The following is a 19,990-nucleotide window of genomic DNA, read 5'->3' as shown; positions in this document are numbered from 1 at the left end:
CGGGCGCCGTCGCGACGGGAGTCTTACCGCCATGGCGATGCGCTGGTGCACCGTGGTCGTCGACTGTCACGACCTGGCGGCCCAGGCCCGATGGTGGGCGCAGACGCTGGACTGGGAGTTGGCCTACGAGTCGCCGGAGGAGGCCGTGATCGTCCCGCCGCACGCGATGACGACCACCCCGGCGTCCGTGCAGGAGTGGCTGCAGGTGGGTCCCGGGCTGGTCTTCGTGCAGGTGCCGGAGCGCAAGACGGTCAAGAACCGCCTGCACATCGACCTCGCGCCGCACACCACCCAGGACCGGGACGCCGAGATCCAGGCGCTGTTGGATCGGGGCGCCACCAGGGTCGACGTCGGCCAGGACGACACTGAGGTCACCTGGGCCGTGCTGGCCGACCCCGAGGGCAACGAATTCTGCGTGCTCTCCTCGAGAGAGTGACGCGATGACCCTGATCGACCTGCCGGACGGCCGACGCCTCGACGTACGCGTCGACGGACCCGACGACGCGCCGGTGCTGCTCTTCCATCACGGTACTCCGGGCTCGGTGCCGGCGTTCGGCTTCCTGGTCCGTGCGGCCGCGGATCTGGGTCTGCGCACCGTCACGTACGCCCGTGCGGGGTATGGCGATTCGACCCGTAACCCCGGCCGCGACGTGGCCGCGGTCGTGCCCGACATGATCGCGATCCTCGACCACCTCGGGGTGGCGCGGTGTGTCACCGCCGGGTGGTCGGGCGGCGGACCGCACGCGCTGGCGTGCGGGGCGCTCGCGCCGGAGCGGTTCGGCGGTGTGCTCGTGATGGCCGGTGTCGCGCCGTACGACGCGGCCGGTCTGGACTTCCTGGCCGGGATGGGCGAGGACAACGTCGAGGAGTTCGACGCAACGCGGGCCGGCGAGGCCAAATGGCGCGAGGTGATGGAGACGTCGGTGCGTGAGCTGGCGGACGCGACCCCGCAGAACATCATCGAGAGCATGTCCTCGCTGCTCCCGCAGGTCGACCGCGCAGTGCTGAGCGAGGAGTTCGGCGACGACCTGGCCGCCGGTTTCCGCGACGGTCTGCGGGTCAGTGGCGACGGCTGGCTCGACGACGACCTGGCGTTAGTGCGGCCGTGGGGGTTCGACCTCGCGCAGGTGCGGGTGCCGACCTCCCTGTGGCAGGGCAGCGAGGACCTGATGGTGCCGTTCGCGCACGGTGAATGGCTGGCGGGGCACCTTCCCGGCGTCCGCGCGCACCTGCTGCACGGCGAGGGCCATCTGTCGGTGGTCATCGGCAGCATCGCGCAGATGCTCCACGAGCTCGTGGCGTCGCCGGTCTGATGCCCACCCAGCCCGGGCAGAGACCCGCAGCGTGACGCTGACGGCGTTCATGACCATTGACGGCGTTCGAACACCGTCAACGAACGCGAACACCGTCAGCGTGCAGTGGGACCCGCCCCGAACTCGTGCCCACCCGACGCCCGGGGCGATGGTCGACGTGCGCGAGGCGGGACTCGAACCCGCACACCCGAAGGCACCAGGACCTAAACCTGGCGCGTCTGCCAGTTCCGCCACTCGCGCGCCGGATCATCGTAAGGCGCGGCGATGCTCAGGCGAGTTGCAGTGCCTTCCGCAGCGATGCGACGTGCCCGGTGGCCCGCACGTTGTACTTCGCCAGGGCGATCCTGCCGTCGGGGTCGACCACGAAGGTCGAGCGGATCACGCCGACGACGGTCTTGCCGTAGAGCTTCTTCTCACCCCACGCGCCGTACGCCTCGAGCACGCCCTTGTCGGGGTCGGCGAGCAGCGGGTAGGTCAGCGACTCCTTCTCGGCGAACTTCACCAGCTTGTCCGGGCCGTCGGGGGAGATGCCCAGCACGTCGTACCCGGCCGCCCGCAGCGGCTCCAGCGAGTCGCGGAAGTCGCAGGCCTCGGTGGTGCAGCCGGGCGTCATGGCCGCGGGATAGAAGAAGATCACCAGGTGCCGGCCGGCGTAGTCGGAGAGGGAGACCTGCTCCCCGGTGTGCGAGGTGAGGGTGAACGCCGGTGCGGTGTCGCCGGTCTCGAGTCGTGTCACGTTGTACTCCCAGATCGTCGGGTTGCAGGTGCGTTATCGTCTCAGCTGAGTCCGAACGCCGGTCGATGCAGCTCAGTGCGACCCACCCCGCCCCTCTCGAGGAGATTCCATGGCCGACAAGTCCAAGCCCGCAGCGCCGACCGCCAAGGACATCGAGGCCGACCTCGCCGCCAGCCGTGAGCGTCTGGCCAGCACCATCGACGAGCTCGCCTTCCGCGCGCAGCCCAAGGAGATCGCGCGGCGCGGTGCCGAGGGCGCGAAGCTGAAGGTCAACGACCTGACCCGCACCCCGACCGGTGAGCTGGAGACCGACAAGATCGGGTACGCGGTCGGTGGCATCGGCGCCGTGTCTCTCCTGCTCGGTCTGCTGCGCCGGGCCCGTTCCTGACGTTGTCGAACGGCGGCCAGCCCGCGCCGCAACCGGGTCGCCTGCCGATCCGGATGCTGCACGACCGGCTGCTCGTCTCCACCGAGGGGGAGGCGGGAGAACGACGTTCCGGCGGCGGGATCGTCATCCCCGCGACCGCGAGCGTCGGCCGGCGACTGGTGTGGGGGCTGGTGATGGCCACGGGCCAGCACGTGCGGCAGGCGCAGGTCGGCGACCGGGTGCTCTTCGACCCCGAGGAGCGCGCTGAGGTCGAACTGTCCGGACGCGACTACATCCTGCTGCGTGAGCGCGACCTGCACGCCATCGCCCAGGACGAGACCGACGAGGGCGGCACCGGCCTCTACCTCTGATCCGTCGTTCATCCGGATCACTCCCGCTCGTCACCTCCCGGACAGCTTCGGGGGGTGGGGTGCGTGCAGCCCCCGGCGTCCGGTCGGGATCGCCCGCCCCAGGAGGACCCTCGATGACCCCTCGCATGAGCAGAACCGCCGCAGTCTGCGCGGCCGTCGTGTCGGTCGGCGCGCTCGCCGTCACCGCGACCCCGGCCCTCGCCCACCCAGCACCGCACAAGCCCACTGATCCGCGCGCGGCGGTGCAGCTGTTCACCGAGCAGGTCCCGTCGCTGGGCACCGTGGGCGGTGTCCGCATCGACGGGGCCGGTTACGGGTCGTCGTTCACCGCGCAGCCCGGCTCCTCCACCGTCTTCTACGGTCTGACCGACCGCGGCCCCAACGCCGACGGCCCGAACGGCACCAAGGTGGAGCCGCTGCCGGACTTCACCCCGGCCATCGGCAAGTTCCGTCTGGTGGGCGGAAAAGCCAAGCTGCTCCAGTCGATTCCGCTGCGGGCCGCGGACGGCACGCCGTACAACGGCCGGGTCAGCCTCGCCGGGAGCACCGGCGAGACGATCACCGACCTGAACGGCAAGGTGCTCGCGCCGAGCCCCTACGGCTACGACCCCGAGGGGCTCGTCGCGATGCGAGACGGCAGCTTCTGGGTCTCGGACGAGTACGGCCCGTTCGTCACGCACTTCTCCCGGGACGGTCGCCAGCTGGAACGGCTCAGCCCGTTCGACGGCTCCCTGCCGGTCGAGTTGCGCGAGCGTGAGCCCAACAAGGGGATGGAGGGGCTCACGGTCACCCCGGACGGGAGGACCCTGGTGGGGATCATGCAGGCCGGGCTGAACGCCCCCGACGGTCCCAAGTCCAAGAACGTCACGCCGGTGCGCATCGTCACGATCGATCTGCGGACCCGGCGGACCGCTGAATACCTCTACCTGCTGCATAACACGGCAGGGCCGACCACTGCCGTCAGCGAGATCAGCGCGATCGACGACCACACCTTCCTGGTCGACGAGCGCGACGGGAAGATGGAGCCCGGCGCGAACAAGAAGCTCTACAAGGTCGACCTGCGTGGCGCCACCGACGTCGGCAAGTTCGCCGCGGTGCCGGGGGCGCGGTACGACGACTCGGCCGGCGGCCTGCTGGTCGGCGGCAAGACCATCGAGGGCCTGGTCGGCAAGGCCGACACGGCGGATTCCGCGTCGCTGCTGGAGGAGGCGCACATCCGCCCCGTCACCGCGAGCCTCTTCCTCGATGTCGCCGGCCTCGTGACGGCGATCGATCCCAAGGGCGGCTTCTTCGGCCACGACAAGATCGAGGGCGTGGCCGTGTTGAACCACGGTCGTCAGGTGGTCATCTCCAACGACAGCGACTTCGGCATCGACGGACTGTCGAACGACACGCCGCCGTTCCAGCTGCACGCGAAGCTGCTGCCCGACGGCACGCAGGACACCGGCCAGCTGCTGCGCGTCGACCTGAGCAAGGTGCCGGCGGCGTACGTCGGCTGAGGCCGCTAGGAACGACTGATGCCCGGCAGCACATGCTGCCGGGCATCAGTCGTACTGCAAGGTGGTGCGCCATCAGGGACTCGAACCCCAAACCCGCTGATTAAGAGTCAGCTGCTCTGCCAATTGAGCTAATGGCGCGAGGACCGCAAGGCCTCGCAGACTGTATCAGGGGCGTTCTGCGGTCGCGAAATCGATTCGGGTGAGACGCATCCGGCGGCCGGGCGGGTAGGTTTCCAACAGCGCTGCACGCACCGACTCGAAGGACCGACGCGATGACTGTCATACCGGACCTGCCCGTCGAACGACCTCAGTACGAGGTGCCGCTGACCCCGGAGAAGCCGTCCTGGTCGGTGGCGTTCAAGCGTGCCCGCGCACGGTTCTCCCAGGACGATTGCACGGACAAGGCAGCGGCGCTGACCTACTACGCCATGCAGTCGATCTTCCCCGGCCTGATCGCGCTGCTGTCGCTGATCGACGTCTTCGGCAACGGCAAGAAGACCACGACCAGCCTGGTGAAGATCCTGGCGTCGATCGCGGGCAAGCAGCCGAAGGACCTGCAGACGGTCACCGATTTCATCAACAACATCAACACCGCCGGCGGCGGCATCATCGCGTTGGTCGTCGGCATCGGCGGCGCCATCTGGTCGGCGTCGGGATACGTCGGGGCCTTCGGTCGCGCGCTCAACCAGATCTACGACATCGGCGAGGGTCGCCCGTTCATCCGGCTGCGACCGGTGCAGCTGCTGGTCACGGTCATCGACATCGTCCTGATCATGATCCTGATGTTCGCGCTGACGACGACCGGCAAAGTGGCGACCTCGATCGCCTCCGAGGTCGGCATCCCGAGCCAGGCGGTCACGATCTGGGACATCGCGAAGTGGCCGTTCGTGGTCCTCATCGTCGTCTTCCTGATCTCGCTGCTCTATTGGGCCACCCCGAACGTGCGCAAGACCAAGCGAATGCTGCTCAGCTGGGGAGCGCTCGTGGCCTTCGTGGTCTGGGTGATCGGCTCGGTCGTCCTGCTGACCTACTTCACGCTGACCAACGGGTCCAGCTACACCAAGACCTACGGCATCTTTGCCGGCGCGATCATGTTCCTGCTGTGGCTCTGGATCACCAACCTGGCGATGCTCTTCGGCGCCGAGCTGGACGCCGAACTGATCCGCACCCGTCAGCTGCGGTCGGGTATGCCGGCCGAGGAGATGATCCTGCTGCCCGCTCGCGACGAGAGCGGCCTGGAGAAGAAGTCCGACAAGCAGCTCGCCCTGGTCGAGCAGGCGTACGGGCTGCGTGCGGAGGCCGAGCGCGAGACCGAGAGCCCCGGCTCCGAGGCCGTCGAGCGGTTCGTGCTGGATCAGGCCGAGTCCAGGGAGGGCAAGAACCCGTACGGGCCCGATGTGCGCACGATGCGGGTCACGAAGGATGAGAGTGTGACCGACACCCGTCACGAGGTCGGCGACGTCCGGCTCGACCGGGACGACAATGCACCCAGCGCACGGAAGCAGGCAGTGATGACCCCCACATTCGGTGACCCCGCGCAGCAGCGCGAGCAGATCGAGAAGGCACGCAGCGAGCGGTCGGCGGTAGCCGTGGCCAAGGCGCACCGGGAGCGCGTCGTACGCGACCGGCTCGCGGCCGTCGAGGCGAAGGCGGCGAAGAAGCGCGCTGCGCAGGAGAAGAAGCGCCAGGAGCAGCTGAAGGCGTCCGAAGAGGCGCTGCCGCGGAGCAAGCGCTGGGAGGCGGTCGAGGCGGTCCGCGCCCAGTTCGCCCCGCGCAGCTCGCGGGCGCGCGACGAGGTCGAGGCCGAGCGCAGCGCCCGACGTGCCGAGTTCGAGGCAAGCGTCCGGGACGCCGACGACGCCAGGGCTGCTGCCGCTCAGAAGGCGCCCGCCCCGCTGCCGGCCGACGGTTCGCACGTCGCGGAGGACCACGAACTTCCGCAGCGCCCGGAGGACGTCGACGCGCGCGAGAGCGCGTCGCGGGCGATCGTCGACGCCGAACGCACCCACCGGCGCGAGGAGTGGTACGCCACCCACCAGCGCTGACGGCGTACGCGACGGCAGGGTGCGCGAGAAGCTGCCCAGCGCACCCGCGACTGCCTGATTCGAAGCGCTCACGCGCGTCGCACTCAGGCTCGCGCGGACGTGGAGCAGGATGGATCCATGATCGGAATCGTCGCTGCCCTGTTGGTGATCTGGCTGGTGCTCGTGGTCCTCGGGTTCGTGATCAAGGGACTTCTGTGGCTGGCCCTCATCGGCCTGATCCTCTTCGTCGCCACCGGCATCTGGGGCTGGTTGCGCGGTAAGTCCAGGACCTGACCCACGCCGTCGGCACATGAAAGACGCCCTGGCATCACCTCATCGTGATGCCAGGGCGCTTCGTGGGGTGAGTGACGGGACTTGAACCCGCGACCACCGCGACCACAACGCGGTGCTCTACCAGCTGAGCTACACCCACCATGGCGCCGCCGGGTGCCTGGACGGATCCGGGCGAAGGCAGCGCGGACGATCATACCTGCCGGACGACCGTGCTTCCGACCGCCCCGGCAGTGCGCTCAGTGAGCTTCCAGCGGCTCCGCGAGAGCGCGAGCGGCCTTGGTGTCGGGGCCGGGTGGTGGCACGAACACGGCCTGACGCCAGTAGCGCAGCTCGTCGATGGACTCGCGGATGTCGGCCAGCGCACGGTGCCCGCCGTGCTTGGCCGGGGCCGCGTAGTAGGCCTTGGGGAACCAGCGGCGTGACAGCTCCTTGATCGAGGACACGTCGATGATCCGGTAGTGCAGGTGTGCCTCGAGCGCGGGCATGTCGCGGGCCAGGAACCCCCGGTCGGTGCTCACCGTGTTTCCGCCGAGCGGCCAGCGGCGCTCCTCCGGGGCGTGTTCGGTGATGTAGGCCATCACCTGCTCCTGCGCGTCCTGCATGGACATCCCGCCGGACAGCTCCTCCAGCAGACCGCTGCTGGTGTGCATGTCGCGCACGAAGTCGTTCATCTGCTCCAGGGCGTCCGCCGGCGGCTTGACGACGACGTCGACACCGTCGCCGAGCTGGTTGAGATCGAAATCGGTGACCAGGGCGGCGACCTCGATGAGGGCGTCGTGCTCCAGGGACAGTCCGGTCATCTCGCAGTCGATCCACACGATGCGATCCGTGCGTGCTTTGTCATCGCTCACAACCGCCACCCTAGGGGCCGGGTCCGTCAGTCGATTCACGCCGTGCTCGTCTTATCTTTGTGGTGTGAGCACCGAGGCGCCCCGGGGTGCGCCGGTCCCGGGTCAGAAGCGTCCGTCGTACCGACCTGCCCTGCTGCTGCACCGGCCGATCCTGCGGCACTGGCTGGCGGTCGCCCTGCTCGCCGTGTTCTTCGGCGCGTGCGGCTACTCGGTCCTGAAGATCGTCCGGGCGCAGTCCGGCGTGACGGCCACGGTGCTGGGGATCATGCTGTCGCTGGTCGTACTCGGCATCATCGTGCCGGTGCTGCTCTGGTTGGACCGGTTCGAGCGGGAGCCGCCCCAGCTGCTCGTCATGGTCTTCGCCTGGGGCGCCTGCGTGGCGACCCTCGGGGCGCTCACCCTCAATCAGTTCGGGGGCACGCTCGTCGGGGTCAGGCCCGGTGACAGCCTCCTCGACGTCACGGTCGCGCCGGTCGTCGAGGAGAGTCTGAAGGGTCTGGCGCCTCTGCTGATCCTGCTGCTCTGGCGCCGGGAGATCGACGGTGTCGTCGACGGGATGGTCTATGCCGGGATGACGGCAGCCGGCTTCGCCGCGGTCGAGGACGTCTTCTACCTGGCCCAGGGTTACTCCACCGCCGGTCGGCACGGGCTCTTCGCGACCTTCCTGGTGCGCGTGGTCATGAGCCCGTTCGCCCACCCCCTCTTCTCTCTGTGTGTGGGCATCGGCATCGGTCTGTCCGCGACGTCGGGCCGATGGCTGGTGCGCATCGCGGCGCCGATCATCGGCTGGTGTTGCGCGGTGTTGCTGCACGCGGGCTGGAACGCCGGCGCCGTCCTCGCGATCCACGGGTCGGTGTGGACCTACCTCCTGCTGCAGCTGCCGCTCTTCGCGGCGTTCGTCGCGATCGTGGTGACCGCCCGGCGGCGGGAGGCGGCGCTGATCGACCGGCACCTGCGCCACTATGTCGAGACCGGTGACCTCACCCTGCCCGAGGTGGCGATGCTCGCCTCGATCCCGGAACGCCGGTACGCCCGGGCCTGGGCGGGCGCGCACTACGGTCGGCTCGGCGAGCATCAGATGCGCCAGTTGCAGGACGCCGGCAGCGAGCTCGCGCTGCTGCAGGCCCGGATCGCGCACGGACAGCGCGGAGCCCGACTGCGGACGGATGAGCGCGACCTGCTGAACGTGATCGCAGGGTGCCGCGAGCCCTACCTCGACACGGCGCTCTACCGGCGCGGGTGAACCGTTCGTCGGCGTCCGTGCTGTCTGTGCCTCGGGCGGGGTTCTCAGGCGGCCTGGACGAGGAGCGCTGCGGTCGGCTCGCACTGCCCAGTGAGTGTCGGCGCTTCGGTCATTTTCCTGCGCGCGGCGTACACGCCGCGGGTGGGTTGTCGGCGCCGCGGTCACTTACCGGCGTCCGCTGTACGGGCCCGGGTGGGGTGTCGGCGGCGCGGTCCCTTCCTGACGTCCGATGTACGCGCCCAGGCCGAAGAAGTCGCGTCGTTCAGTCGTACTTGCTGCGGTTGCGCCTCGCGATCCAGACTCCGGCGAACGACGCGACGGGGATGCCGACGACGGCGAGCCAGTCGCCTGTTCGGGCGAGGGAAACGAGCAGCACCACACAGACCAGGAGGAGCCCCACGAGGAATCTCGCGCGCAACGTGGCAGGCCACCATCGGGAGCGGGTGGCCTGTCGCTTCACGACGCTGCCCTTCTGATGCGAGCGGTGGACGAGCTGGTGCCCCCGGCAGGACTCGAACCTGCGACCTAGGGATTAGAAGGCCCTTGCTCTATCCAGCTGAGCTACGGGGGCGAGCGCCGACAAGTGTAGGGCGGACGTCGGCGCGGCCCGGCAAGTTGAGTATGCCGACCCGACAGGCGATGCTGGCCCGGTGACACGAGCGCTCAAGGGGACAGTGCTGCTCCCCGCGCTGCAGTCGCTGCGGACTCAGGTGGAGCGCACGGCGCTGCCCCTGGACGTCGAGGGGGTCTCCGCCACGCGGCGTACCCGCTCGGAGCTGCTCGCACAGCTGGACGACTACCTGATCCCGCGCGCGAAGTCCCTGGACGCCCCGCTGCTGGCGGTCGTCGGCGGCTCGACGGGTGCCGGCAAGTCGACACTCGTCAACTCCATTGTCGGAGAACATGTCTCCAAGTCCGGCGTGCTGCGTCCGACGACGCTGGCCTCCACGCTGGTGCACAACCCGGCCGACGAACGCTGGTTCGCCGGAGACCGGGTGCTGCCCGGACTGGCACGTCTGACCGGCGAGCACACCGAGCTCACCGACCCGGGCACGTTGCACCTGGTGTCGTCCGCAGGCCTGCCGCAGGGCGTCGCGCTGCTCGACGCGCCCGACATCGACTCGGTGGTCTCGGCCAACCGCGACCTGGCCCGGCAGCTGATGTCGGCGGCCGACCTGTGGATCTTCGTCACCACGGCGGCCCGGTACGCCGACGCCGTCCCCTGGGAGCTGCTGCACCAGGCCACCGAGCGCGGGACGTCCGTGGCCGTCGTTCTCAACCGGGTGCCCGCCGACGCCATGGAGGACGTGCGCTTGCACTTCGCGGGCATGCTGGCCGAGCAGGGTCTCGGACAGTCACCGGTCTTCGCCATCATCGAGACCGGGCTGGAGGACGGGCGTCTGCCCGACGAGGAGGTCGCCCGGCTGCGCAGCTGGCTGCACTCCCTGGCCTCCGACGCACAGGCCCGCAACATCGTCATCCGCCGCACCCTCGACGGTGCGCTGGACTCCCTGCAGCAACGGGTCCGCACCCTGCAGGACGGCATCGCCGCGCAGACCGAGGGTGCGGCGCGGCTGCGCAAGGAGGCCGACGACGGGTTCGCGGCGGCGTCCGCCGGGGTGGACGAGGGCATGAAGGACGGCTCGCTGCTGCGCGGCGAGGTGCTGGCCCGCTGGCACGAGTTCGTCGGCACCGGTGAGGTGCTGCGTCAGCTGGAGCAGCACGTCGGGCGCGCACGGGACCGGGTGACCGCGTACCTGCGCGGCCGGGGCAAGGCGCAGCCGGCCGAGGAGCTGGGGGAGGCCCTGCAGTCCGGGGTCGTGGTTCTGGTGCGCTCGCACGGGCAGACCGCGGTCGACGGCATCGCCCGCAGTTGGCGGCTGACCCCGGGAGGGGCGCCGTTGATCGGAGCGCACCCCGAGATCGCTCAGCTGTCACCCGATTTCACCCAGCGTGCCGAGGAGTTGGTGCGGCGCTGGCAGGGCGAGGTACTGCAGATGGTGCGCGACGAGGCCGCGGGCAAGCGTACGACGGCACGGTTCCTCGCCTTCGGCGTCAACGGCCTGGCCGTGATGCTGATGCTGATCGCGTTCTCCGCGACCTACGGCCTGAGCGGCGCCGAGGTGGGGATCGCCGGAGGATCGGCGGTCGTGGCCCAGCGGCTGCTCGAGGCGCTCTTCGGCGACCAGGCCGTGCGCACGCTGTCGGCTCGGGCCCGCAAGCGGCTGCTGGACCTGAGCAGTGAGCTCTACGACCAGGAGAAGGCGAGGTACCTGCGCGTGCTGGAGGACGGGGCGAGCATCGCGCCGCAGGACGACGGACTGCGTATGGCGATGGGTGAGCTCAAGGCGGCACGGCGGTGACGCCGATCCTGGGGCGGCACAAGCCCGCCGCGCCCGTGCCCGCTGAGCAGCTCACCCGGTGCAGCGCGGACCTCGCCGCGGCACTCGACCACGGCGGCTCCCGGCTTCCCGCTCACGACGTGGCACAGGCCCGGGCGTTGCTGGAGAAGGCGCGGGCGCGTACGGCGCTCACCGGCTCGCGTACGGTCGTGGCTCTCGCCGGGGCCACTGGCTCCGGTAAGTCGACGCTCTTCAATGCGCTGATAGGAGAACCGATCTCGAGGATCGGTGCCCGCCGCCCGACGACGTCCTCACCCGCTGCGGCCATCTGGGGCGAGGAGCCGAGCTCCGACCTGCTGCAGTGGCTGGGCGTCTCGACCCGGCACCAGGTCGCCGCCGGATCACCGCGCGCCGCGGACCTGGACGGCATGATCCTGCTCGACCTGCCCGACTTCGACTCCAACGTCGCGCAGCACCGCGCCGAGGCCGACCGCGTGCTGGAGCTGGCCGACGTCTTCGTGTGGGTCACCGACCCGCAGAAGTACGCCGACGCCGTCATGCACGACGAGTACATCTCCCGGCTCGCCGGGCACGACGCGGTGACCCTGGCCGTCCTCAACCAGGTCGACCTGCTGCAGCGCGTCGAGGTCGGGGAGTGCGTCGCGGACCTGAAGCGGCTGCTGGTGGCCGACGGGTTGGCGGGCGTGCGGATCATCCCCACCTCCGCCGCGCGCGGCCACGGCGTCGACGACCTTGTGTCCGCGATCGCCCAGGTAGTGCAGCAGCGCAACGCCGCCGAGCAGCGGCTCCTCGGAGACCTCACGGTCCGCGCCACCGGGCTGCGCCCGCATGTCTCCGACACCGAGCCGCCGGTGCAGGACGCCGGGCCCGAGTTGGACCGAGCCCTGGCGCAGGCGGCCGGCATACCCGTCGTCCTCGATGCCGTCGAGCGCGACTACTTCATGCGGTCCACCCAGCGCGGCGGCTGGCCGTTCACCCGGTGGATCACCAAGCTGCGCCCCGCCCCGTTGTCCCGCCTCGGCCTCGACAAGGTCGTGAAAGGAGGCCTCAGCCGGCACGAGAGCAGCACCGTGCTCGGCCGCTCCTCGCTGCCCCCGCCCACACCGGCGTCGCGGGCGGCGGTGGACGTGGCCAGTCGCGAGTTGGCGCAGCTGGCGTCCGTGGGACTGCCGCAACCCTGGGCGGACGCCGTGCAGGACGCAGCGGCGCCCGACGAGAAGCTGTACGACGAGCTGGACCGCGCCGTGATGGGCGTGCCGCTGCGGGGCCGCGATCCGGGCTGGTGGTCGGTCGTCGCCGTGCTGCAGTGGCTCTTCGCGATCGTGGCGGTGCTCGGGCTGTTGTGGCTCGTGTCGCTCCCGGTGCTGGCCTTCGGGCAGATCCATCTGGACCCCCCGACGGTGGGGATCATCCCGATCCCGCTGCTCATGCTCGTGCTCGGTCTGCTCGCCGGGTTGGTGCTGGCGTCGCTGTCCCGATGGATCGCACGGCGGGGTGCGGCCCATCGCAGCAGGGTGGTCGGAGCGCGGATGCGGCAGGAGATCAGTGCCGTCGCCGCACGGCAGATCACCGACCCCGTCGCGGTCGTCCTGAACGATCACCGTCAGACGCGCGTGCACCTGGAGGCGGCCGCGGGCTGAGCCCGCGTCGTCCACATCCCCATCGGGTGGTGTCTCGTCGTCCACACGGCCCGTCTGCCCGCCTTCACCGCTCGCCCTCCGTGGGCGCACTCTCGTCGCAAACGGGCACCTCCCGGTGTCCTGCGAGGGGAGTGGGCATGAACGAGGTGGAGATCACGCTGACCGGGAACGTCTCATTGGACCCGCAGCGTCACCAGACGAGGACCGGCGAACATTTCCTATCCTTCCGGGTGGCGGTCAACGAACGCCGCTACGACCAGGGGTCCGGCGGGTACGTCGACGGCGCGGCGAGCTTCTATCGGGTCGTGGCGTGGAAGCAGCTGGCCAGGCACCTGGACGGGTGCCTGCGCAAGGGCGACCCGGTGATCGTGCGTGGGGTGCTGCGGATCAACGAGTGGACCGCGACCAACGGCCAGGCGCGCTCGACGCCGGAGGTCACGGCGTACCACGTGGGCCACGATCTGGCGTTCGGCGAGGGCAGCTTCCGGCGGGTGAGCCGCTCGGCGCCGCCCGGGCAGGGCACGCCGGGTGAGTCCACGGAGGCGGTTGGACCGGTGACCCGGACCGACGGCACCGACGCGGACGGTGCGCAGTCGGCCGCCTGAGCACCGGCCGATTCGGTCGCAGTGCGCGCCGCGACTAGCCTTCCGGGCATGGCTGAGTTCATCTACACAATGACCAAGGCGCGCAAGGCGGTCGGCGACAAGGTCATCCTCGACGACGTCTCGATGTCGTTCTACCCCGGCGCCAAGATCGGCGTCGTCGGCCCCAACGGCGCCGGCAAGTCCACCATCCTGAAGATCATGGCCGGGCTCGACCAGCCCTCCAACGGTGAGGCCCGCCTCTCGCCCGGCTTCAGCGTCGGCATCCTGCTGCAGGAGCCGCCGTTGAACGAGGAGAAGGACGTGCGCGGCAACGTCGAGGAGGGCATGGGTCAGATCAAGGACGATCTGGACCGCTTCAACGAGATCTCCGAGCTGATGTCCGCCCCGGATGCCGACTTCGACGCCCTGATGGCCGAGATGGGCACGCTGCAGGAGAAGATCGACGCCGCCAACGCCTGGGACCTGGACTCCCAGCTCGAGCAGGCGATGGACGCGCTGCAGTGCCCTCCCGGTGACGCGGACGTCACCGTCCTGTCCGGTGGTGAACGACGCCGCGTCGCGCTCTGCAAGCTGCTGCTCAGCAAGCCCGACCTGTTGCTGCTCGACGAGCCCACCAACCACCTCGACGCCGAGTCGGTGAACTGGCTGGAGCAGCACCTGGCGGCCTACCCCGGCACCGTCCTGGCCGTGACCCACGACCGGTACTTCCTGGACAACGTGGCCCAGTGGATCGCCGAGGTCGACCGCGGCCGGCTCTACCCCTACGAGGGCAACTACTCGACGTACCTGGAGAAGAAGCAGGAGCGCCTGCAGGTCCAGGGCAAGAAGGACGCCAAGCTCGCCCGTCGTCTGAAGTCCGAGCTGGAGTGGGTGCGCTCGAACGCCAAGGCCCGCCAGGTCAAGAACAAGGCCCGCCTCGCCCGCTACGAGGAGATGGCCGCCGAGGCCGACCGCACCCGCAAGCTGGACTTCGAGGAGATCCAGATCCCGCCGGGCCCGCGCCTCGGTGCTCAGGTCATCGAGGTCAAGGACCTGAAGAAGGGCTTCGGCGAGCGGGTGCTCATCGACGGCCTCTCCTTCACGCTGCCGCGCAACGGCATCGTGGGCGTCATCGGCCCGAACGGCGTCGGCAAGACCACCCTCTTCAAGACCATCGTCGGTCTGGAGGAGCCGGACAGCGGGTCGGTGAAGATCGGCGAGACCGTCGACATCTCCTACGTCGACCAGAGCCGTGGCGGCCTCGACGCGGAGAAGTCCCTCTGGGAGGTCGTGTCCGACGGACTGGACTACATGAAGGTCGGCAAGGTCGAGATCCCCTCACGCGCCTACGTGTCGCAGTTCGGATTCAAGGGCCCGGACCAGCAGAAGAAGGCCGGCGTCCTCTCCGGTGGGGAGCGCAACCGCCTCAACCTGGCGCTGACCCTCAAGGAGGGCGGCAACCTTCTGCTGCTCGACGAGCCCACCAACGACCTGGACGTGGAGACGCTCGGGTCGCTGGAGAACGCGCTGCTGGAATTCCCCGGCTGCGCCGTGGTCATCAGCCACGACCGGTGGTTCCTGGACCGGGTGGCGACGCACATCCTGGCCTACGAGGGCACCGAGGAGAACCCGGCCAACTGGTACTGGTTCGAGGGCAACTTCGACGCGTACGAGGAGAACAAGGTCGAGCGGCTCGGTGTCGAGGCGGCCCGCCCGCACCGGGTCACCCACCGTCGCCTCACCCGCGACTGAGCGGGCACCGGACGCAGACCTCCCATCGAGGGGTAGGGGACATGATCGAGGGGTGGGGCTACAGCCCCACCCCTCGACCATGTCTGCACCCCCGACGGGTCAGCGGTGGCGGAGGCGGTGCTCCAGACCGTTCTTCACCGACGGCCACTCGTGCGCGAGGACCGAGTAGACGACCGTGTCGCGCAGGGCGCCGGTGCGCTCGCGCTTGTCGGCGCGCAGCACGCCGTCCCGCCGCGCACCGAGGCGCTCGATGGCCGCCTGTGACTGCGTGTTCATCCAACTGGTCTCGTACCGCACGCATTCCACGCCCAGCGTCTCGAACGCGTACGTCATCAGCAGCAGCTTGCTCTCGGGGTTGCTGCCCGTGCCGTGCGCGGACGCGCGGTTCCAGGTGTAGCCGATCGACACCCGCGGCACGTCGAGCTGGATGTCGTAGAACGTCGTGCCGCCGAGCACCGCTCCGTCGGACTGCCGGATGGTGGTGAACGGCAACATGAAACCGCTCGCCTGCAGGTCCAGGCGGTGCTGCACGTCGGCGGCCATGTCGTCCGGACTCGCGATGCTGGTGTACCAGCGGTCGTACATCTGCCCGTCCTCGGACGCCTCGACCAGCCCGTCGAGGTGGTCGGGGGACAGCGGCTCGAGTCGCACGAGGCGCCCGGTCAGCGTGATGGGGTCCAGTCGTCCGGCAGCCATGCCGATCACCCTGGCAGAACGATGCTTCGAGGCGGTCGCAGGGGCCGCCGTGGTGCTATTCGGGACGCGGTTTGACCCGGACCATGCCCTCCTGGGCGACCGAGCAGATCAGGGTGCCGTCGACGCCGAAGAGCTTGCCCAGCCCGAGGCCGCGTCCGCCCGAGGCCGACGGCGACTCCTGCTGATAGAGCACCCAGTCGTCGATGCGGCCGGGGCGGTGGAACCACATGGCGTGGTCCAGTGACGCCGGGCGCAACCCGGGGGAGGACCACACGAGCCCGTGTCGGCGCAGCACCGACTCCAGCAGCGAGTAGTCCGAGGCGTAGGCGAAGACCGCGGCATGCAGCAGTGGGTCGTCCGGCAGCTCACGCAGCGACTTCATCCACACCATCTGGTGAGCCGACCGCTGCCTGCTGGGGTGCACATAGAGCGCGCCCTCGACGTTGCGGACGTCCAGCGCCCGCCGGCGCCAGTGGTGTGCCGACGGGTGGTCGATGCCCTGCAGTTCCTGCTCGGTGGTCCAGGCCCGCTCGGGGTCGGGCGCCGAGGGCATCTCGGCCTGGTGATCCAGGCCGTCGGCCGGCCGCTGGAAGGACAGCGTGGCCGACAGGATCGTGTTGCCGTACTGCATCGCGTGCACCCGGCGTACCGAGAACGAGTTGCCGTCGCGCAGGTTCTCGACGGCGAAGCGGATCGGGTGTGCCGAGTCGCCCGGGCGCACGAAGTACGCGTGCAGCGAGTGGATCTGGCGGTCCTGCGGGGTGCTGCGACCAGCGGCGATGACGCTCTGCGCGAGCACCTGACCGCCGAACGCGCGGCCGTGCGGGGTGACCTGGCTGCGCCCGACGAACACGTCCAGGGTCCGCTCCGACAGATCCGCCTCGTCTCCCGCGCCGGGCGCCGTCTCGGGCCGGAAACTGGCGGTGCCCACCGGCTTCAGATCGAGCACTTCGAGCAACGACCCGACGGGGTCCTGCTCGGCCTGCTCCGCACTGATGGCACTGATCTCGTCGGCGTCGGTCACCCGGGTGACTCTACCCAGCGGGTCGCACCCGCCCGGCATACGGATAATCGACGTATGCCGAACCCCCTCTTCCACGTCAGCGTGCCCCTGCGCTGGTCCGACATGGACGCCCTGCGTCACGTGAACAACGTGCAGTTCCTGCGCCTGCTGGAGGAGGCGCGGATCCTGGCCTTCAACGAGTGGTTCGACGGTTCGGACGAGGCGCACGAGCGGCCCCGGCTGCTGATCGCGCGCGCCGAGATCGACTACCTGCGACAGCTGCACTACCGCCACGAGCCGATCTGCATCACGACGTGGGTCACCCGGATCGCGGGCGCGTCGTTCGATCTGGGCTACGAGGTGCGTGAAACCCCGGACAGCACAGAGGTTTTCGCGTCCGCCGAGACGACCCAGGTCGCGTTCGACATGGACACCCAGCGCCCGACACGCCTGACCGAGAGCGCCCGCAAGATCCTGCAGCAGTACGCCGGTCCGCCGGTCGCGCTGAAGCGCCGTCCCGTCGACCACACCTGAGCGTGGGCAGCATGCCCGTTGTGCAGTTAGCAGACGAGCAGACCCGCTCCGATCTGACCACCTACTGCGCGCGGGCCAAGGCGCTGGACGCCGACGGCGCCGTGCGCCTGCAGGCCGGCGGGCAGTCGCTCGCGGTGTGGGTCGGCGTGCAGTCCTCCCGCGAGCTCTCCGGCCAGGGCACCACGCTCGGGCTGCGCGTGCTCGCCCTGTCCGAACCCGCGGAGGTCGACACCGTCGTGCCGGTCGCCGCGGTCGGTGACCGGTTGGCGCGGCAATCCGCCGGCATGCGGCTGGACATCCCTCCCCAGGAGGTACGCGCGTCGTGGGCGTCGGTGAGTCCTCCGCGAGGGGGCTGGTCACCGGCCGGCTCGATCGCGATCAGTGAGCTGAGGGAGATCGCGCAGCAGGGGATCGCGGAGATCGCCCAGGGCGTCCCGTCCGGGTCCGGCGCTGCGGCCGTGGAGGACCTGCGGCGGCGTGTCTGGGGTCGGCCCCTGCCGGGCGAGAGCGCCGACACGCTGCCCGGGTCGGTGGCGTTCGCGGCGTACGCGCTGGGCTTCCTGGTCGGTGACAGTGCGCAGGTCTTCACCGCCGGACGCTGGCACCGCGTGACCACTCCCACCGGCCACGTGCTCAGCCGCTAGGCGTCGCGCGTCGTCCAGACGGTCGTGTCCACCGGCACCGCGCCGTCCTGCAGCGAGCGGCTGGCGACGGCGACCGACCACCCGGTCGGCACCGGGTACGGCGTCGACCCGAAGTTGGTGATCGACCGCACGGCGCCGTTGTCGAAGATCAGCACGTCGGGCTCGACCGTCACCCAGTGCAGTTCGCCTGTGGCCAGGTCGTGTTCGCGACGCAGCCGCAGCAAGGTGCGGTAGAGCTCGAGTGTGGAACCGACCACCCCGACCTGCTGGTCCACGGCCAGCTCGGCGTACACCGCAGGCTGCGGCAGCCACAGCCGGCCGGTGTCGTTGAAGCCGTCGGCGGGGGCGTCCTTCTCCCACGGCATCGGCACCCGGCACCCGTCGCGACCCTTGTCCTTGTGCTGGGTACGCGCGTACGTCGGGTCCTGCCGAGCCTCGTCCGGCATCGTCGTGTGGTCCGGCAGCCCCAGTTCCTCGCCCTGATAGAGATAGGCACCTCCGGGCAGGGCGAGCATCAGCGCGGTGGCCGCCCGCGCACGGCGCAGGCCGAGTTCGGCGTCGGGCTGGGGGTCGTCGGCGCCGATGCCGTTGAGCTTCTCCGCGCCCGCGGGTAGACCCAGCCGGGTCGCGTGACGGACCACGTCGTGGTTGGACAGCACCCAGGTGGTCGGTGCGCCGACCGCTGCGTTCGCGTCCGACGTACGGTCGATCACGTCCCGCAACGCCTCCGCGCCCCAGGGGCTTTCGAGGAACTCGAAGTTGAACGCCTGGTGGAACTCATCAGGTCGCACGTACTTGGCCAGGTTCTCCGCCGGCACGACCCACGCCTCCGCGCACATCATCCGGCCGTCGCCCGGGTCGGCCGCCGACGCCGCGTCGGCGACGTCGTAGGTGTCCAGGACGGCGCGCCACGAGCGGTAGATCTCGTGCACGCCGGGTTGGTCCCACATCGGGGCACGCTGCTGCTGACGGCCGTCCGCCATGTGCATGGCCCCGCTCCAGTCCGGCAGGCCTTCCACCTTGGCCAGGCCGTGCGCGACGTCGACCCGGAAGCCGTCCACACCGCGGTCGAGCCAGAAACGCAGGACGCGCTCGAACTCCTCGCGCACTTGCGGGTTGTCCCAGTTCAGATCGGGCTGTTTGCGATCGAAGAGGTGCAGGTACCACTGGCCGGGCGAGCCGTCGGCCTCGACGACGCGCTGCCACGCCGGACCCCCGAACATGCTCTGCCAGTTGTTCGGCGGCTGCGCGCCGTCCGCGCCGCGCCCGTCACGGAACATGTAGCGGGCACGCTCGGGTGAACCGGGCGCCGCCACCAATGCGGCCTCGAACCATGCGTGTTCGTCGGAGGTGTGGTTCGGCACCAGATCCACGACCAGTTTCAGGCCCAGCTCGTGTGCGGTGGCGACGAGCCGGTCCGCATCCGACAGGTCACCGAAGAGCGGGTCGACGTCGTAGTAGTCCGCCACGTCGTAGCCGGCGTCCGCCTGCGGCGAGGTGTAGAACGGCGAGAGCCACACGGCGTCGACGCCCAGGTCGCGCAGGTAGGGGAGTCGACGCACGATGCCGGGCAGGTCGCCGACGCCGTTGCCGTCCGCGTCGGCCCAGGACCGCGGGTAGATCTGGTAGATGACGGCCGTCCGCCACCAGGGTTGAGTCTTATTCAGCGTCAAGGGAATTCACCAGGGAGTAGGCAGCTCGCGTGAGGTAGTCACGCAGCAGGAGGTCGTGGGTCTGGTCCAGGTCGAGTGTGTCGACGGCGGCCATCATGTGCAGGATCCAGCGGTCGCGCTGCGCCGGAGTGACGCTGAACGGCATGTGCCGCATCCGCAGCCGCGGGTGGCCGCGCTCTTCGCTGTAGGTCGTGGGTCCGCCCCAGTACTGCTCGAGGAAGCCGCGCAGTCGGTCCTCCGCGGGCCCCAGATCCTCCTCGGGGTAGAGCGCGCGCAGCGGCGGGTCCGAGGCGACACCGCGATAGAACTCGTGCACGAGTTTGGCGAAGGTCTCGTGCCCACCCACCTGCGCGTAGAAGGTCTGAGGATCCGGGTCGGGCATGTCCTTCAGTCTGTCAGCCGA

General features: G+C 69.9%; 21 protein-coding genes and 4 tRNA genes. 14 read left to right on the top strand and 11 right to left on the bottom strand.

The window, feature by feature from the left end; all coding sequences use genetic code 11:
- Nucleotides 1-31 precede the first annotated feature (31 nt).
- Nucleotides 32-436, top strand: a complete 405-nt coding sequence (locus tag HNR15_RS11440; RefSeq protein ID WP_179481859.1) for a VOC family protein — start codon at nt 32-34, stop codon at nt 434-436.
- Nucleotides 437-440: 4 nt separating this feature from the next.
- Nucleotides 441-1,313: an alpha/beta fold hydrolase gene (locus tag HNR15_RS11435; protein WP_179481857.1), complete on the top strand. Its 873-nt coding sequence runs from the start codon at nt 441-443 to the stop codon at nt 1,311-1,313.
- A gap of 158 nt (nt 1,314-1,471) precedes the next feature.
- Here HNR15_RS11435 and HNR15_RS11430 read toward each other — a convergent pair.
- Nucleotides 1,472-1,553, bottom strand: a tRNA-Leu gene (locus HNR15_RS11430).
- A 28-nt stretch (nt 1,554-1,581) separates the two neighbouring features.
- The gene (bcp, locus tag HNR15_RS11425; protein ID WP_179481855.1) at nt 1,582-2,049 is read right to left on the bottom strand and encodes a thioredoxin-dependent thiol peroxidase; all 468 of its coding nucleotides are present in this window, start codon (nt 2,047-2,049) and stop codon (nt 1,582-1,584) included.
- A 109-nt stretch (nt 2,050-2,158) separates the two neighbouring features.
- Here bcp and HNR15_RS11420 point away from each other — a divergent pair, with 109 nt between their 5' ends.
- The 3 genes from HNR15_RS11420 (at nt 2,159) to HNR15_RS11410 (ending at nt 4,286) form a co-directional block, all read left to right on the top strand.
- Complete coding sequence (locus tag HNR15_RS11420) at nt 2,159-2,437, top strand: DUF3618 domain-containing protein (protein WP_179481853.1); 279 nt, start codon at nt 2,159-2,161, stop codon at nt 2,435-2,437.
- Between the two features lie 53 nt (nt 2,438-2,490).
- Nucleotides 2,491-2,787 (top strand): GroES family chaperonin, encoded by a 297-nt coding sequence (locus HNR15_RS11415; protein ID WP_179483734.1) that lies wholly within the window; start codon nt 2,491-2,493, stop codon nt 2,785-2,787.
- Between the two features lie 125 nt (nt 2,788-2,912).
- Nucleotides 2,913-4,286 carry an esterase-like activity of phytase family protein gene (locus tag HNR15_RS11410; RefSeq protein WP_218883673.1) on the top strand — a complete coding sequence of 458 codons (1,374 nt, stop codon included), beginning with the start codon at nt 2,913-2,915 and terminating at the stop codon, nt 4,284-4,286.
- Between the two features lie 62 nt (nt 4,287-4,348).
- On the opposite strand, the gene HNR15_RS11405 is transcribed toward HNR15_RS11410, so the two are convergent.
- A tRNA-Lys gene (locus tag HNR15_RS11405) sits at nt 4,349-4,424 on the bottom strand.
- Nucleotides 4,425-4,558: 134 nt separating this feature from the next.
- On the opposite strand from HNR15_RS11405, the gene HNR15_RS11400 reads away from it, so the two are divergent.
- Nucleotides 4,559-6,331, top strand: a complete 1,773-nt coding sequence (locus HNR15_RS11400) for a YihY/virulence factor BrkB family protein (protein WP_179481849.1) — start codon at nt 4,559-4,561, stop codon at nt 6,329-6,331.
- Nucleotides 6,332-6,448: 117 nt separating this feature from the next.
- Nucleotides 6,449-6,604 (top strand): hypothetical protein, encoded by a 156-nt coding sequence (locus HNR15_RS11395; RefSeq protein WP_179478014.1) that lies wholly within the window; start codon nt 6,449-6,451, stop codon nt 6,602-6,604.
- Between the two features lie 63 nt (nt 6,605-6,667).
- On the opposite strand, the gene HNR15_RS11390 is transcribed toward HNR15_RS11395, so the two are convergent.
- Nucleotides 6,668-6,743, bottom strand: a tRNA-His gene (locus HNR15_RS11390).
- Between the two features lie 97 nt (nt 6,744-6,840).
- A complete protein-coding gene (orn, locus tag HNR15_RS11385) occupies nt 6,841-7,455 on the bottom strand; it encodes an oligoribonuclease (RefSeq protein WP_179481847.1) in 615 nt (204 codons plus the stop codon).
- Between the two features lie 64 nt (nt 7,456-7,519).
- Here orn and HNR15_RS11380 point away from each other — a divergent pair, with 64 nt between their 5' ends.
- Nucleotides 7,520-8,698 (top strand): PrsW family glutamic-type intramembrane protease, encoded by a 1,179-nt coding sequence (locus tag HNR15_RS11380; RefSeq protein WP_179481845.1) that lies wholly within the window; start codon nt 7,520-7,522, stop codon nt 8,696-8,698.
- Nucleotides 8,699-8,960: 262 nt separating this feature from the next.
- On the opposite strand, the gene HNR15_RS11375 is transcribed toward HNR15_RS11380, so the two are convergent.
- Nucleotides 8,961-9,158 (bottom strand): hypothetical protein, encoded by a 198-nt coding sequence (locus HNR15_RS11375; RefSeq protein ID WP_179481843.1) that lies wholly within the window; start codon nt 9,156-9,158, stop codon nt 8,961-8,963.
- A gap of 34 nt (nt 9,159-9,192) precedes the next feature.
- A tRNA-Arg gene (locus tag HNR15_RS11370) sits at nt 9,193-9,269 on the bottom strand.
- Nucleotides 9,270-9,348: 79 nt separating this feature from the next.
- Between HNR15_RS11370 and HNR15_RS11365 the strand changes: the two genes are divergently transcribed.
- The 4 genes from HNR15_RS11365 to ettA all read left to right on the top strand — a co-directional run bounded on the left by HNR15_RS11365 (nt 9,349) and on the right by ettA (nt 15,037).
- Nucleotides 9,349-11,061, top strand: coding sequence for a dynamin family protein (locus HNR15_RS11365; RefSeq protein WP_179481841.1), 1,713 nt, complete (start codon nt 9,349-9,351; stop codon nt 11,059-11,061).
- Nucleotides 11,058-12,701: a GTPase gene (locus HNR15_RS11360; protein WP_343048516.1), complete on the top strand. Its 1,644-nt coding sequence runs from the start codon at nt 11,058-11,060 to the stop codon at nt 12,699-12,701. Before HNR15_RS11365 ends, HNR15_RS11360 begins: the two co-directional genes overlap by 4 nt.
- A 137-nt stretch (nt 12,702-12,838) precedes the next feature.
- A complete protein-coding gene (locus HNR15_RS11355; protein ID WP_179481839.1) occupies nt 12,839-13,306 on the top strand; it encodes a single-stranded DNA-binding protein in 468 nt (155 codons plus the stop codon).
- Nucleotides 13,307-13,354: 48 nt separating this feature from the next.
- Nucleotides 13,355-15,037 (top strand): energy-dependent translational throttle protein EttA, encoded by a 1,683-nt coding sequence (ettA, locus tag HNR15_RS11350; RefSeq protein WP_179481837.1) that lies wholly within the window; start codon nt 13,355-13,357, stop codon nt 15,035-15,037.
- Nucleotides 15,038-15,136: 99 nt separating this feature from the next.
- Here the strand turns inward: ettA and HNR15_RS11345 are convergent, their stop codons facing one another.
- Both HNR15_RS11345 and HNR15_RS11340 read right to left on the bottom strand, forming a co-directional pair.
- The gene (locus HNR15_RS11345; protein WP_179481835.1) at nt 15,137-15,733 is read right to left on the bottom strand and encodes a GNAT family N-acetyltransferase; all 597 of its coding nucleotides are present in this window, start codon (nt 15,731-15,733) and stop codon (nt 15,137-15,139) included.
- Nucleotides 15,734-15,788: 55 nt separating this feature from the next.
- On the bottom strand, nt 15,789-16,757 hold the full coding sequence (locus HNR15_RS11340) for an acyl-CoA thioesterase (RefSeq protein ID WP_343048515.1): 969 nt from the start codon (nt 16,755-16,757) through the stop codon (nt 15,789-15,791).
- A gap of 54 nt (nt 16,758-16,811) precedes the next feature.
- Between HNR15_RS11340 and HNR15_RS11335 the strand changes: the two genes are divergently transcribed.
- Nucleotides 16,812-17,270 carry an acyl-CoA thioesterase gene (locus tag HNR15_RS11335; protein ID WP_179481831.1) on the top strand — a complete coding sequence of 153 codons (459 nt, stop codon included), beginning with the start codon at nt 16,812-16,814 and terminating at the stop codon, nt 17,268-17,270.
- Nucleotides 17,271-17,281: 11 nt separating this feature from the next.
- Entirely contained in the window at nt 17,282-17,914 is a 633-nt protein-coding gene (locus HNR15_RS11330) for a DUF8185 domain-containing protein (protein ID WP_179481829.1), read from the top strand.
- On the opposite strand, the gene HNR15_RS11325 is transcribed toward HNR15_RS11330, so the two are convergent.
- Both HNR15_RS11325 and HNR15_RS11320 read right to left on the bottom strand, forming a co-directional pair.
- Complete coding sequence (locus HNR15_RS11325; RefSeq protein WP_218883672.1) at nt 17,911-19,587, bottom strand: glycoside hydrolase family 13 protein; 1,677 nt, start codon at nt 19,585-19,587, stop codon at nt 17,911-17,913. The genes HNR15_RS11330 and HNR15_RS11325 overlap by 4 nt on opposite strands.
- Complete coding sequence (locus tag HNR15_RS11320; protein ID WP_179481827.1) at nt 19,574-19,969, bottom strand: globin; 396 nt, start codon at nt 19,967-19,969, stop codon at nt 19,574-19,576. The genes HNR15_RS11325 and HNR15_RS11320 overlap by 14 nt, the downstream gene beginning before the upstream one ends.
- Nucleotides 19,970-19,990: the final 21 nt, after the last annotated feature.

This window comes from Allobranchiibius huperziae, from assembly GCF_013410455.1.
GTDB lineage: Bacteria > Actinomycetota > Actinomycetes > Actinomycetales > Dermatophilaceae > Allobranchiibius > Allobranchiibius huperziae.
The sequence above is the reverse complement of the archived record's forward strand: the minus strand, read 5'-3'. Positions and strand labels throughout refer to the sequence as shown.

Coding starts and splice junctions, on each gene's coding strand:
- HNR15_RS11440 (WP_179481859.1), top strand. CDS start 32: ATGGCGATGCGCTGGTGCACCGTGGTCGTCGACTGTCACGACCTGGCG.
- HNR15_RS11435 (WP_179481857.1), top strand. CDS start 441: ATGACCCTGATCGACCTGCCGGACGGCCGACGCCTCGACGTACGCGTC.
- HNR15_RS11420 (WP_179481853.1), top strand. CDS start 2,159: ATGGCCGACAAGTCCAAGCCCGCAGCGCCGACCGCCAAGGACATCGAG.
- HNR15_RS11415 (WP_179483734.1), top strand. CDS start 2,491: ATGCTGCACGACCGGCTGCTCGTCTCCACCGAGGGGGAGGCGGGAGAA.
- HNR15_RS11410 (WP_218883673.1), top strand. CDS start 2,913: ATGAGCAGAACCGCCGCAGTCTGCGCGGCCGTCGTGTCGGTCGGCGCG.
- HNR15_RS11400 (WP_179481849.1), top strand. CDS start 4,559: ATGACTGTCATACCGGACCTGCCCGTCGAACGACCTCAGTACGAGGTG.
- HNR15_RS11395 (WP_179478014.1), top strand. CDS start 6,449: ATGATCGGAATCGTCGCTGCCCTGTTGGTGATCTGGCTGGTGCTCGTG.
- HNR15_RS11355 (WP_179481839.1), top strand. CDS start 12,839: ATGAACGAGGTGGAGATCACGCTGACCGGGAACGTCTCATTGGACCCG.
- ettA (WP_179481837.1), top strand. CDS start 13,355: ATGGCTGAGTTCATCTACACAATGACCAAGGCGCGCAAGGCGGTCGGC.
- HNR15_RS11345 (WP_179481835.1), bottom strand. CDS start 15,733: ATGGCTGCCGGACGACTGGACCCCATCACGCTGACCGGGCGCCTCGTG.
- HNR15_RS11335 (WP_179481831.1), top strand. CDS start 16,812: ATGCCGAACCCCCTCTTCCACGTCAGCGTGCCCCTGCGCTGGTCCGAC.
- HNR15_RS11330 (WP_179481829.1), top strand. CDS start 17,282: ATGCCCGTTGTGCAGTTAGCAGACGAGCAGACCCGCTCCGATCTGACC.
- HNR15_RS11320 (WP_179481827.1), bottom strand. CDS start 19,969: ATGCCCGACCCGGATCCTCAGACCTTCTACGCGCAGGTGGGTGGGCAC.